The organism is Thalassobaculum fulvum (assembly GCF_014652915.1).
GTDB classification, from domain to species: Bacteria; Pseudomonadota; Alphaproteobacteria; order Thalassobaculales; family Thalassobaculaceae; genus Thalassobaculum_A; species Thalassobaculum_A fulvum.
The window spans coordinates 374,515-387,007 of sequence record NZ_BMZS01000004.1 but is presented as its reverse complement, the minus strand read 5'-3'; the positions used below and the strand labels follow the sequence as shown (position 1 = coordinate 387,007).

General features: G+C 71.0%; 12 protein-coding genes. 4 read left to right on the top strand and 8 right to left on the bottom strand.

From position 1 onward, the window contains the following. The first annotated feature begins 80 nt into the window (after window positions 1-80). Entirely contained in the window at window positions 81-887 is an 807-nt protein-coding gene (locus IE246_RS11135) for a 2-keto-4-pentenoate hydratase (protein WP_189989375.1), read from the top strand. Window positions 888-1,027: 140 nt separating this feature from the next. Here the strand turns inward: IE246_RS11135 and IE246_RS11130 are convergent, their stop codons facing one another. The 3 genes from IE246_RS11130 to IE246_RS11120 all read right to left on the bottom strand — a co-directional run bounded on the left by IE246_RS11130 (window position 1,028) and on the right by IE246_RS11120 (window position 3,808). Next, the gene (locus IE246_RS11130; protein WP_189989373.1) at window positions 1,028-2,095 is read right to left on the bottom strand and encodes a pyridoxal phosphate-dependent aminotransferase; all 1,068 of its coding nucleotides are present in this window, start codon (window positions 2,093-2,095) and stop codon (window positions 1,028-1,030) included. 82 nt (window positions 2,096-2,177) lie between these two features. After that, window positions 2,178-3,005, bottom strand: a complete 828-nt coding sequence (locus IE246_RS11125) for a CE1 family esterase (protein WP_189989371.1) — start codon at window positions 3,003-3,005, stop codon at window positions 2,178-2,180. 80 nt (window positions 3,006-3,085) lie between these two features. Continuing rightward, the gene (locus IE246_RS11120) at window positions 3,086-3,808 is read right to left on the bottom strand and encodes a TVP38/TMEM64 family protein (protein WP_189989369.1); all 723 of its coding nucleotides are present in this window, start codon (window positions 3,806-3,808) and stop codon (window positions 3,086-3,088) included. A gap of 361 nt (window positions 3,809-4,169) precedes the next feature. Here IE246_RS11120 and IE246_RS11115 point away from each other — a divergent pair, with 361 nt between their 5' ends. Next, window positions 4,170-4,880, top strand: a complete 711-nt coding sequence (locus IE246_RS11115) for a DUF2161 domain-containing phosphodiesterase (RefSeq protein WP_189989367.1) — start codon at window positions 4,170-4,172, stop codon at window positions 4,878-4,880. Here the strand turns inward: IE246_RS11115 and IE246_RS11110 are convergent. The 5 genes from IE246_RS11110 to rpsF form a co-directional block, all read right to left on the bottom strand. After that, window positions 4,862-6,358: a replicative DNA helicase gene (locus IE246_RS11110; RefSeq protein ID WP_189989364.1), complete on the bottom strand. Its 1,497-nt coding sequence runs from the start codon at window positions 6,356-6,358 to the stop codon at window positions 4,862-4,864. The genes IE246_RS11115 and IE246_RS11110 overlap by 19 nt on opposite strands. Before the next feature lie 323 nt (window positions 6,359-6,681). Continuing rightward, the gene (gene rplI / locus IE246_RS11105; RefSeq protein ID WP_189989362.1) at window positions 6,682-7,278 is read right to left on the bottom strand and encodes a 50S ribosomal protein L9; all 597 of its coding nucleotides are present in this window, start codon (window positions 7,276-7,278) and stop codon (window positions 6,682-6,684) included. Between the two features lie 78 nt (window positions 7,279-7,356). Continuing rightward, a complete protein-coding gene (locus IE246_RS11100; RefSeq protein WP_189989360.1) occupies window positions 7,357-8,274 on the bottom strand; it encodes a DUF2232 domain-containing protein in 918 nt (305 codons plus the stop codon). A 43-nt stretch (window positions 8,275-8,317) separates the two neighbouring features. Continuing rightward, window positions 8,318-8,572: a 30S ribosomal protein S18 gene (rpsR, locus tag IE246_RS11095; RefSeq protein WP_189989358.1), complete on the bottom strand. Its 255-nt coding sequence runs from the start codon at window positions 8,570-8,572 to the stop codon at window positions 8,318-8,320. 3 nt (window positions 8,573-8,575) lie between these two features. After that, window positions 8,576-9,055: a 30S ribosomal protein S6 gene (rpsF, locus tag IE246_RS11090; RefSeq protein ID WP_189989356.1), complete on the bottom strand. Its 480-nt coding sequence runs from the start codon at window positions 9,053-9,055 to the stop codon at window positions 8,576-8,578. 328 nt (window positions 9,056-9,383) lie between these two features. Here rpsF and IE246_RS11085 point away from each other — a divergent pair, with 328 nt between their 5' ends. Both IE246_RS11085 and IE246_RS11080 read left to right on the top strand, forming a co-directional pair. Further along, window positions 9,384-11,759 carry a sensor histidine kinase gene (locus IE246_RS11085; protein WP_189989354.1) on the top strand — a complete coding sequence of 792 codons (2,376 nt, stop codon included), beginning with the start codon at window positions 9,384-9,386 and terminating at the stop codon, window positions 11,757-11,759. Beyond that, entirely contained in the window at window positions 11,756-12,490 is a 735-nt protein-coding gene (locus tag IE246_RS11080; protein ID WP_189989353.1) for a response regulator transcription factor, read from the top strand. The genes IE246_RS11085 and IE246_RS11080 overlap by 4 nt, the downstream gene beginning before the upstream one ends. Window positions 12,491-12,493: the final 3 nt, after the last annotated feature.

Below are 12,493 nucleotides of genomic sequence, written 5' to 3'. Positions count from 1 at the left end.
CACGGGCTCTTTCCTTGCCGGCGCGGTCGACGCATGCTCCCGGCAAAACACCCGGCAAGGACCTTGGGGAGGATGACGGAATGGCCTACACCGAGAAGGTCGAGCGCGTGGCCGAGGCGCTGGCGGGGCAGCACGCCGCCCGCGAGCGGTTCGAGCCGCTGGCAGGCGACCTGGCGCTCGACAGCCTGGACGAGGCCTACGCCGCCCAGCGGGCGCTGATCCAGCGCTGGAGCGAGGGCACGCGCGGGCCGATCGCCGGCTACAAGATCGCGCTGACCTCCAGGGCGGTCCAGGAACTCTGCGGGGTCGACCATCCGTGCGCCGGCGCGATCTTCGGCTCGACCGTGGTCGAGAGCCCGGCGACCGTGGCGCGCGGCGACTTCGTGCGGCTGGGCCTGGAGTTCGAGCTGTGCCTGCGGCTCGGCTGCGACCTGCCGGGCGGCCCGCAGCCCTATACCGCGGAGACCGTGCGCGACGCCGTCGACATGGCGGTGCCGGCGTTCGAACTGGTCGAGGACCGGGCCAGCGACTATGCGAAGCTGAACGCGATCTCGCTGGTCGCCGACAACTGCTGGTGCGGCGGCATCGTGCTCGGCCAGGTCACCGGCGATTGGCGGTCCCTGGACCTGTCGGCGAACCCGGTGCGCCTCGAGTACACCCATGGCGGCGCCACCGAGACCGAGACCGCGACCACCGGTGCGGCGCTCGGCGACCCGCTGAACGCGCTCGCCTGGGTCGCCAACGTGCTGTGCGGCCAGGGCCGGCCGCTGGAGGCCGGCATGTGGGTGATGACCGGCTCGACCCTGAAGACCCGCTTCGCCGAGGCCGGCGACCGCGCGGTCTACACCGTCGAGGGGCTGGGCAGCGTCGAGGTCGACGTGGTGTGACGCGGGCGTCTCCCCTCTGACCCTCATCCCGGAACGGCCCGCCACCGGCGGGACGTATCAGGGACCCATCGGGGGGCGACGGGGAGGTCCCGGCTCTCCGCGGCGTTGCCGCTGCGGCCGGGATGAGGACGAATGTGGGCCTACTTGATGGCGTCGAGTGCCGCCAGCAGGGCGTCGTTCTCTTCCGGCGTGCCGATGCTGATGCGCAGCTTGTCGCGCAGCCGGTCCTGGTCGAACCAGCGCACATAGATCCCGGAATCGGCCAGCGCCCGGTACACCGCCCGGGCGTTGCCGCCGGGCACCGCGGCCAGCAGGAAGTTGGTCTCCGACGGCGGGGCGTCGAACCCGCGCTCGACCAGGGCGGCGCGCAGGCGCTCGCGCTCGACGCGGACCGCGGCCCAGGTCCTGGCGGCCTCGTCCCGGTGCTTCAGCGAGGCGGTCGCCAGCACCTGGGCGACCGCGTCGACGTTGTAGGAGTCCTTGGACTTGGTCAGCATCGGCGCCACCAGGTCCGGCGCCCCGATGCCGTAGGCATAGCGCAGGCCGGCCAGCGAGTAGCCCTTGCTCATGGTCCGCAGCAGCAGCACGTTCGGCAGGTCGCGCACCAGCGGGATCGAGTCGTAGCCGCGCGCCGGGTCGATGAAGTCGACATAGGCCTCGTCGAGCAGCAGCACGCCGTCGAACGCCCGGGCGATCGCCGCGATCTCGGCGGCCGGGGTCAGCCGTCCGGACGGGGCGTGCGGGTTGACCAGCATGGCGAGCCGGGCGCCCGCCGCGTTCCAGCGATCGGCGATGCCGTCCGGGGTCGACCAGTCGTCGGCCAGCGGCACCCGCACCAGCGGGCTGTCGTTCACCGCGGCCAGCACCGGGTACAGCGAGTAGCCGGGCTCGGCGATGCCGAGCGGGCCGCCCGGCTCGAGGAAGGTGGTGATCGCCAGCCGCAGCAGCTCGTCGCCGCCGTTGGTCGCGATGATGTGGTCCGGGGTCAGGCCGTGCAGCCGGGCCGCCTCGGCCCGGAAGCCGTCGGCCATGGCGCTCGGGTAGCGGCGCAGGGCGTGCCCGTCGATGCCGCGCAGCGCGTCCATGACGGCGGCGCAGGGCGGGTAGGGGTTCTCGTTGGTGTTCAGCTTGGCGATCACCGTCCGGGCCGGCTGCTCGCCGGGGGTGTAGCCGGACATCCGGGCGATGGCGTCGCGTTCGTAGCTCATGGCGATTTCCCCTTGGATACGGGCCTGCAAAGACACCGTTTCCAGGCTTTTCGCAAGGGGAGAGGCCGTGGGAAGGGCCGGATCAGCGCGCGGCGCGGGCGGCGGTGCGGGCCGACACGCCCTCGGCCCAGCCGATCGCCGTCTCGGCCCAGCCCGCGGGGATCTTGTGGCCGCCGGCGTGCAGGCACAGGCGGAGCTCGCGGCCGCTCGCGCAGCCGTTCCAGATCTCGCAGTCGAGCTCGCCGACACCGGCCTTGCGCACGGGCACCGCGCTGCAGCCGTCCTTGCCGCGCCAGAACGTCATACCCTCGCGAACGTCGCCCTGGTGGAAGCTCTGGCGGATCGGCCGGCCGGTCATCGGCACCACGGTGTCGCCGGTCCCGTGGGTGTGCAGCATGTTGACCGGGCCGCCCGGGCAGGCCAGCGGGTGCGGGCGCCAGAACGCGCCGGCGACCGGCATGAAGGCGGTGAACGAACTGCCCCGGAAACACGCGGCGTGCCAAGCCATCGAGCCGCCCTGGGAGAAGCCGCCGGCCCAGCGCCGGGCCGGGTCGATCGGCCAGCGCCGGTCGATATCGGCCAGCAGCGTGTCGATGAACGCGCTCTCGTCGCGCCGCGTCGACGGCGAGCCCTGGTGCGCCCAGCTGCCTTCCAGCCCGTCCGGCGCGACCAGCAGCAGCCCGTGCCGGTTCGCGGCCTCGGTGAGCTGGCCGATCGTCATCACCGCCGAGCCCTGCTGGCGGTAGCCGTGGAAGAACACCAGCAGCGGCAGTTGCGAGCGGCCATCCCAGCCGGCCGGCGTCCGCGCGACGTAGCTGCCGCCCTCGACCCGGATGCTATGGACCTCCTGGGCGGACGCGACGGTGGTGCCGGCGAGTGTCAGGAGCAGGCTCAGGATGAGGCGCAGCATGGAATGACATGGCGGTTGCCGGGCGAGAGTGCGGTCGGCGGCCCGGCCGGTCCAATGACGATCGGGTGAGGGGACGGCCGTCAGCGTGGCGCCCGGCTCCACCAGCGGCGCACCGCGACCGGCAGCAGCGCGACGACCAGCAACCCGACAAGCGGCAGCAGGGTGGCCGGATCGAACAGCAGTGCCGCGTCGAAGCTGGCAGCCTCGGTCAGGTCCTGCAGGCGGCTGCCGACGCCGCCCATGACGATGGTCAGCGGAGCGACGCCGATCAGGGTGGCCAGGAACACCCAGCGCAGCCGGATCTCGACCGCCACCGGCAGCAGGTTGCCGATCCAGGCCGGCACGACCGGCAGGATCCGGATCGCCGCCAGGTAGGCGACGCCGTCGCGCGCCACCGCCTCCTCGTAACGGGCGAACCGGCTGCCCTTGATGCGGGCGACGGTGTCCGGGAACACCCAGCGCCCGGCCGCCGTCACCCCGACCGCGGCCAGTGCCGATCCCAGCGACGCCAGCGCCGGACCTGCCACCGGCCCGAACAGGAAGCCGGCGGTCAGCATGACCACCACGCCGCCCGGCACCGGGGTGACCTTGCCGAGGGTCGCGAACACCAGGAACAGCCCGGCGCCGAGCGTCGGGTTCCGCCCGATCCAGTCGGTCACGTCGCGCGACGCCGCCAGCATCGCCGAAGGGTCCGGGGCCGCCGCGACCAGGCCGAGCCCCAGCACCAGCAGCGCCAGCCCGGCGGCGGTTCGCGGGCGGCGGGCGAGACGGAGGGCGATTTGGGAAGCGGTGACGTCGGACATCCGGTGGAGATGGCACCGGCACCGCCCGGCGTCCAGGCCGCATCGTCGGCAAACCGAGTCGCGGATGTCACCGTCGGTGAGCGCTTCGAGACAAATCGTTGAAAACAGGAATTTTCCCTGACGGCCTTGTCGGCTCGTTCGGGCGCCCCCATGCTTTCGGCATCTAGTGCAACAACAGAAAGGAGGTGATCCGATGTCGAGTGAGATCGCGGTACGGGTCGAGCCCGTGTGCCTGGGTCGGATGTCGGAGCAGCCTTCGGCGGACGTTTGAGGCACCAACACGGGTCAGAGCCGACCGGCTCACGGAAGGGCCGCCTCTCGGGGCGGCCCTTCTTCGTGTGAAGGGGGCTGAGGAGGCGGCATGCGCGAGACCGACCTGGCGGCCCCGGTGGTGGCGTTCCTGGAGGGCCAGGGCTATGCCGTGAAGAGCGAGGTCGGCGCCTGCGACCTGGTGGCGGTGCGCGGCGGCGAGCCGCCGGTGGTCGTCGAACTGAAGCGGCGGTTCTCGTTCGACCTGCTGCTGCAGGGCGTCGACCGGCTGGCGGTCGCCGACACGGTCTACCTGGCGTTTCCGGCCGAGACCGCCGGCGACGCCTGGAAGCGGCGCCGGAAGTCGGTGCTGAAGACCTGCCGGCGGCTCGGGCTCGGCATCCTGGTGCTGCGGGCCCGGCCGGAAGGCGGCTACGCGGTGCTGCCGGAGCTGGATCCCGGGCCGTACCGGCCGCGTCCCGACACCCGCCGCCGCGGCCGCCTGCTGAAGGAGTTCGCGACCCGGGTCGGCGACCCGAACACCGCCGGCTCGACCGGCGTGAAGATCGTCACCGCATACCGGCAGGATGCGCTGCGGATCGCCGCGGCGCTCGCCGGCGACGCGGTGTTGCCTGTCGCGGACCTGCGGCCGCTGGCCCGGTCGGTGCCGGCGGCGCGGCTGCTGCAGCAGAACGTCTACGGCTGGTTCGAGCGCGAGCGGCGCGGTCACTACCGGCTGTCGCCGGCCGGCGCGGCCGCGCTGGAGACCTGGGGACAGGCTATCCGGGACCTCGCGGCCGAGGCTCAGTGCGCCGGAATGTGATCCTCGGAGACGTAGTTCGAGAACTTGGTGGTGGCGCCCTCGAAGTGCAGGGTGACGGTGCCGGTCGGGCCGTGGCGCTGCTTCGAGATGATCACCTCGGCCTTGCCGTAGGCCTTCTCGCAGCGCTCCAGCCACTGCTCGTGACGGTCGTGGAACTTCTCCGGGCTCTCGTCGGCGCGCTGCACCGGCTCGGCCTTCTGCAGGTAGTACTCCTCGCGGAAGATGAACATCACCACGTCGGCGTCCTGCTCGATCGACCCCGACTCGCGCAGGTCGGCCAGGACCGGCCGCTTGTCCTCGCGCTGCTCGACCGCACGGCTGAGCTGCGACAGCGCGATCACCGGCACGTCCAGCTCCTTGGCGATCGCCTTGAGGCCCTGGGAGATCATCGAGATCTCCTGCACCCGGTTGTCGATCCGCATGCCCGGCGACGGCCGCATCAGCTGCAGGTAGTCGACCACGATCATGGCCAGCCCGTGCTGGCGCTTCAGGCGGCGCGCCCGGGTGCGCAGGGTCGACACCGGGATCGCCGGGGTGTCGTCGATGTAGATCGGGGTGCGCTCGAGGTCCTGGCTGGCCTGCACCAGCAGGCCGAAATCGTCGTCGATGAGCTGGCCGCGCCGCAGCTTCTCCGACGGGATGCCGGTGCGCTCCGCCAGGATACGGGTGGCGAGCTGCTCGGACGACATTTCCAGCGAGAAGAACGCCACCGGCTGGCGCGGCAGGCTCGGGTCGCGCAGGTTGGCGGTCGCCACGTTGAAGGCGATGTTGGTGGCCAGCGAGGTCTTGCCCATGGCCGGCCGGGCCGCGAGGATCAGCAGGTCCGAGTTGTGCAGGCCGCCCAGCAGGTTGTCGAGGTCGAGCAGCCCGGTCGACAGGCCGGCGAGGCCGCCCTCGCGGCGGAACGCCGCCTCGGCCATCGCCACCGACTCGCTGAGCGCGACCTTGAACTCGGTGAACCCGCCTTCCGACTGGCCGTTCTCCGCGAGGTTGAACAGATGCGCCTCGGCCTTGCCGATCTGGTCGGTCGCCGGGGTGTCGAGGTCGCGGGCGAAGGCGTCGTTGACGATGGTCTCGCCGATCTCGATGAGCTGGCGGCGCAGGAAGCAGTCGTGGATCTCGCGCCCGTAGTCCTCGGCGTTGATCACGGTCACGACCGAGGCGGCCAGCCGGACCAGGTAGGCGGCGCCGCCGACCTCCTTCAGCGCCTCGTCCTGGTCGAACAGACCCTTGAGGGTGACCGGCGTGGCGATCTGGCCGCGGTCGATCAGCCGGCCGCAGGCCTCGAAGATGCGGCCGTTCACCGGATCGGCGAAATGCTCGGCCGCCAGGAACTCCGACACCCGCTCATAGGCGCGGTTGTTGACCAGGATGGCGCCGAGCAGGGCCTGTTCGGCCTCCAGGTTGTGCGGCGGTTCGCGATGGGCCACCGGCTCGACGCCGGGGAACAGGGCAACGCGGGACTCGGTCTCGGGCATGGCGGACGACGGGCCGGTTGGGTTTCGGGTACGAGGCGGGCCGGCGGTTCTGCCGTGCGTCATGAGAATATCACAACCGATAGCCCGTCGGCGGCGCGCAAGCTACCGGTCGGCAGAGAGAATCGTGGGGACGAATGGGCCGCGACTCTGTGGATCGTTCGCGTAACCCGTTGTGCGGCAAGAGCGCACGAGGTGCGCTGCTGTGGACAGTGCGCGAGCGGAAAGACCGCGGCGGTGTTGCCGAAATGCGACGACCCGCGCAGGACGGTCCGCGCGGGTCGTCTGGATCGGCACTCCTGGCGACCGCGAGCGGCCGCGCGGGCTCAGGCCTCGGCGGCCTTCTCGCCCTCGGTTTCCGAAGCGGCAGCCCCGGCTTCCGAAGCGGCTTCCGCCGCGGCGTCGGCCCGCTCGAATTCGTCCTCCATCGCCTCGCGGTCGAGCGCCCGGCCGAGCTTGGCCTGGGTCTCCGCCTCTTCCTGCGAGCGCGCGATGTTGACGGTGACGCTGACCGCGACCTCCGGGTGCAACTGGACGCGCACCGGCTCCAGGCCGAGCTGCTTCAGCGCCTTGTCGAGGCGGACCTGCGAGCGGCCGACGGTGACGCCGGCGGCGGTGATCGACTCGGCGACGTCGCGCGCGGTGACCGAGCCGTAGAGCTGGCCGGTCTCGCTGGCGGCGCGCACCAGCACCACCGACAGGCCGTCGAGGGTCCCGGCGACCTTCTCGGCCTCGCTCTTGCGCTCGAGGTTCTCGGCCTCGAGCTGCACCCGACGCTCCTCGAACACCTTGCGGTTGGCGTCGGTCGCGCGCAGCGCCTTCTTCTGGGGGAGCAGGAAGTTGCGGGCAAAGCCCGCCTTCACCTTAACCACCTCGCCCATCTGGCCGAGGCTCTCGATCCGCTCCAGCAGGATGACTTCCATCGTCCTCACTCCTCGTCATGCGGGGCCTCGGCCCCGAGGGATGCCCTCAGCACCCCGCTTGGTCTCATCGAACGCCCGTTACACCGTAGGCGCTGCGGGGGGCGGGCCGGCCCGTCCGCGGAAATCGAAGATCGTGTCCACCAGCCCGATCAGCAGCAGGATCAGGGCCGGCCAGCCGAACACCACCAGCAGCAGGTACAGCAGGCCGAGCCAGAGGCCCGGAGCCGCGCTGCGCCGGAGCGCCCAGTGCATGAGCGACAGCCCCCCGAAGAACAACGGCAGCACCACGACCGGCACCAGGTTGTTCGCCAGGAAGCCGGTCCCGCCCGGCACGAAGGTCAGCGCCAGCACCACGGCCAGCGCCCCGAGCATCACACGCGGGGCGCGGATCGCCGCGATGTCCGGCGTCGGCAGCCGGTTCTTGCCGAACCGCCGCAGCAGACCCTGGGCGAGCGCCCCGTTGACCGCGATCAGCAAGGCCCAGAACGTCGCCGCCATGGCCGGGAAGATCCCGGCGATCGCCTCGACGAACTCCCTCCACTGCGGCGGGGGCGAGCCAGACGGATCGACCACGGCGTCGATCAGCATGGCCTCGAGCTGCCCACGGACCGCGGCCTCCAGCCCGCCTTCCTGCATGCCGAAGTACAGGGCCGCGGCCACGATCGGCGCCGCCGCACAGGTCGTCAGCATGATCACCAGCCGGTCCGGCCTGTCCGGAGCGCGCTCCGCCTGCCACATCAGCAAGGCTGCCGGCAGGGCGTTGACCACGCCGTAGTACAGACCGGCGCTGGTCCCGACCGAGAACAGGATGGCGAAGGTGGCCGCAGCCCCGGCCGCCGCCCCGTGGAACAGCCCCCAGGACAGCCCCACCAGGAACAGAGGCAGCGTCGCCAGCACGGCGAGCAGCATTCCGCCCGGCGAGCCGGCCGGCGCGCCGAACAGCAGCAGCGCACTGGTCGCCGCTGCCGCCCCGACTGGGAGCCATCCGGAGTTCATCGGTCATGACCGTTCGTCTGGCGATCGCGCCGGCCGCCTCACGTCACTTCAGGACGTAGGGCAGCAGGGCCAGGAAGCGGGCCCGCTTGATGGCACGGGCCATCTCGCGCTGCTTCTTGGCCGACACGGCGGTGATCCGGCTCGGCACGATCTTGCCGCGCTCCGAGATGAAGCGGGACAGGAGCTTGGTGTCCTTGTAGTCGATGGTCGGCGCGTTCGGCCCCGAGAACGGGCACGACTTGCGACGGCGCATGAACGGGCGACGCACGGCCGCCCGGGCAATCTGAAGCTGGCTCATGGCTTACTCTCCCTGCTCGTCACCGTCGCGGGGGCGACGGTCGCCGCGATCGCCCCGGTCACCGCGATCACCACGGTCGCCCCGGTCGCCGCGATCACCACGGTCGCCGCGGTCACCACGGTCGCCGAAGCGGTCGCCCCGACGGCCGCGATCGCGGTCCGACTTCGCCTGCATCATGATGGACGGACCCTCCTCGAGGGCGTCGACCTTGATGGTGAGGTAGCGCAGGATGTCTTCGTTCAGGCGCATGATGCGCTCCATCTCGGACACCGCAGCGGCGGGCGCCTCGAGATTGAACAGCATGTAGTGGCCCTTCCGGTTCTTCTTGATCCGGTAGGCTAGGCTGCGGAGGCCCCAGTATTCGCGCTTCTTGATCTCACCGCCGCCGGTCGCCACGATCTCGGCGAACTGATCGGCGAGCTGGTCGACCTGGGTGGACGAGATGTCCTGGCGTGCGATGAACACGCTCTCGTAGTACGGCATTGCGCACTCCTTGTGGATGTTGCGCCCCGGGCATCACCCCGGGGCAAAGCCGGCAGGACGAGATCCATGCCGGCAAGGAGCTATGTCTCCGGACGCGATGGGCGGCCGGAAGGCGCGCACTATACGCATCGCGGGCGTCGGTGCAAGCGGAATAGCGGTGCGCCTTCGCGTTGCGGGAAACCCGTTGACCTGTCGCGGTTTTCCCCGAAACTGCGGGTTATTCGCGATTTGGTGGAACGGATGGTCGGGGCCGATGCCTTGTGCTCGAGCGGGACGCGGGCGTGTCGATCCGGGGCTGTGCCCAACGGCGTGTCCCGTCTACGGGATCGTGCTGGTTCTGTTGGTCCTGCTGGCGCCTGTCGCCGTGCGCGCCGAACCGGTGGTCCGGGTGGTCGGGTCGGCGGTGTCGGTTCCGTTGGTGCCGCGGGCCGTCGTGTTCGACCCGGACGGCTCGCTTCCGACGGAGGAGGCGCGTCGCCGACTGTCCTGGTCCGGGGTCACGGTCGAGGACAGCACGGTCAGCCATGGCTATGTTCCCGACACGCTGTGGGCCCGCATCGTCGTCGAGGTTGCGCCGGAGGCGGCCGGGCGCTGGTATCTGAGCCTCGAGCTGCCGAACTTCGACCGCTTGCAGGTCTTCACGCTGCCTGATCCCGACGGCGACCCGGTACCGTTCGTCGAGCTCGGCGACCGGGTGCCGGAGCCGACCGACATCCTGACCCGGTTCCACATTGCCCCGATCGACCTGCCGCCCGGCCGGACCGTGCTGCTGGTACGCGGCCGGACCGGCAGCACGATGACCCTCGACCTCAAGCTCCGGAAGCTCGACGCCCTGCTGATCGAGGAACGGGCGTTCTTCGCCCTGCAGTCCTTCTACCTGGGCATCGCCGCGATATTCGCGCTGTCGGCACTCGGCCTCTTCGCCTACACGCGGCACGCGATCTATCTCGTCTACGTCGTCAACCTGATGGCCCACACCATGCTGTGGCTGCTCATCAACGGGACCGGACCGGGCTATCTGTGGCCGACGCTCGCCCGGTCGGTTCACCTCGACCCGCATCCGTTCATCTGGCTGACGGTCTACGGAACCGGGGCGTTCGCGGCGGACTTCCTGTCCACCACCCGGGTGCCGGCCGTGGTCTGCACGGCCCTGAAGGTCATGGCCGCCGCCGGGCTGGTCCTGGGGGTCGCCGGCTTCTTCGTGCCCGAGGACGACATCTACTGGTCGCACGCCCTGGTCAGCACCATCGCCCTGCCGATCCTTGCGGCACTGCTCGGCCTGACCGGGATCGGCCTGTACCGCGGCGAGCCGGCCGCGCGGCCGCTGATGCTGACCTGGCTCGGCCTGGTCGCTGCCGTGGTCTTCGCGCTGCTGCGCGACATCGGCGCCATCCCGAACAACACCTTCACCCTGAGCGGCGCCCAACTCGGTTCGATCTTCGAGATGCTGGTGTTCGCCTGCATGCTGGTGGAGCGGCTGGGGCGGCTGCAGAGGGAGAAGGAGCAGATTCAGCGCGAGGCGCTCGCATCCGCCCGCGAGCACGAGATGGTGTTGGAGCGGCGGGTCGCGGATCGCACCGCGGAGCTCGACGCGGCCAACGTCAGGCTTCGGGCGATCGTCAGTTCGGCGCCGTTTCCTCTTCTCCTGGTCCGCGAGGCCGACGGCGGCGTGCTGTACGCGAACCAGCGGGCATGCGACCTGCTCGGCGCGTCGAGCGATTTGATCGTCGGGCGTCCCGGACGCGAGTGGCTGGTCGATCCGGCCGCCCGGGACACGCTGCTCGCCGTCCTCGACGAGCGGGGCGTGGTCGAGGATCTCGAGGCCGAGCTGAGGCGGAGCGACGGTACCGCCTTCTGGGCGCTGATGTCGGTGGTTCGGATCGTCTATGACGGGGAACCGGTGCGGGTGGTGGCGCTCAACGACATCACGCGGCGCAAGGACCTGGAGCACGAACTGCGCCAGACTGCCGAACTCGAGGCGGCGGCAGCGGAGCGCGAGCGGTCGGCCCGGCGCCTGCAGCAGCAGTTCGTCGCGATGGTGAGCCACGAGTTCCGGACGCCGCTGGCGATCATCGACGGCGCCGCCCAGAACATCGAGGTGAGCGATACCCGTAGTGTCGGGCGTCTTCAGAAGATCCGGGCGGCGGTCCGGCGCCTGCTCAGCATGATCGACGCCTGCCTGGTCGACGAGCGGGTCGACGGCGGCGCGATCGTCCTTCGGCGCGAATGCGTCGTGCTGGGCGGCCTGCTCCGGGAGGCGGGCGATGTCATCAGGGCCGCGGCTGCCGGCCACACCATAATCGTGGAGCTTCCGGAGGCGCCGGTCGTTGCCCGGGCGGATCGGCGGCTCACCGAGATCGCCGTGAACAACCTGCTAGAGAACGCCGTCAAGTACTCGCCGCCCGGCACGACGGTGACGGTCCGGCTGGCGCCCGGCCCGAACGGAGGGGCCGAAGTGTCGGTATCCGACGAGGGGCCCGGGATCCCGGAACCGGAACGGGCGCGCATCTTCGACAAGTACTATCGGGCCGAGAACACCTCCGGGACGGCAGGGGCGGGGCTCGGCCTGCATCTGGTTCGCGCCATCATGGGCGCGCACGGCGGGACGGTCGAATGCGCCTCCACCGGCCCCGCCGGCAGCCGCTTCGTGCTTCGGTTCCCGGGCGACGACGAGGCGGCGGCCATGGCCGAGGTCGCGGAATGACCGACCGGACCCCTGCCGAGCCTATCGAGGTGATCGTCGTGGAGGACGATCCCGACCTGCGCGAGGAGGTCGTGGACTATCTCCTCGCCAAGGGGCTGAACGTGCGGGAGGCCGCCAGCGGCGCGGCCCTGGACCGGCTGCTCGGCGCGAAGGCCGCCGACGTGGTCGTGCTCGACCTCGGGCTGCCGAACGAGGACGGGATCGCGGTCGCCAACCGGCTTCGGTCGCGGGCCGAGTCGGTCGGAATCGTCATGATGACGGCGCGCGCGCGGGTCGAGGAACGGATCCTGGGCTACGACACCGGGGCCGACGTCTACCTCGTCAAGCCGGTCGACTACCGGGAACTGCTGGCGGCCATCAGGGCGACCCGGCGCAACCGTCCGACCGGCGGGCCGGCAAGTGCCGGCGAACCGGCATCGGACCTGACCTGGCGCCTGGACCTCGCGGCGTGGCGCCTGGCGGCGCCGTCCGGGGCGTCGATCAGGCTGACGAGGGCCGAGGCACAGCTGCTCGAATGCCTGACCGAGGACCCGGGGCGGCCGGTCTCCCGCGACATCATCGCCGAGCGCATGGGCAAGCTGCCGACCCTGGGAGAGCACAGATACGTCGACCAGGTCGTCAGCCGCCTGCGCCGCAAGATCGCGACGAGCCTCGGCTGGGATGCGCCGATCGGGGCGGCCCACGGGCAGGGCTACTATGTCGTCGACTCGGTCAAGCGGATCGACGCTTAGCCG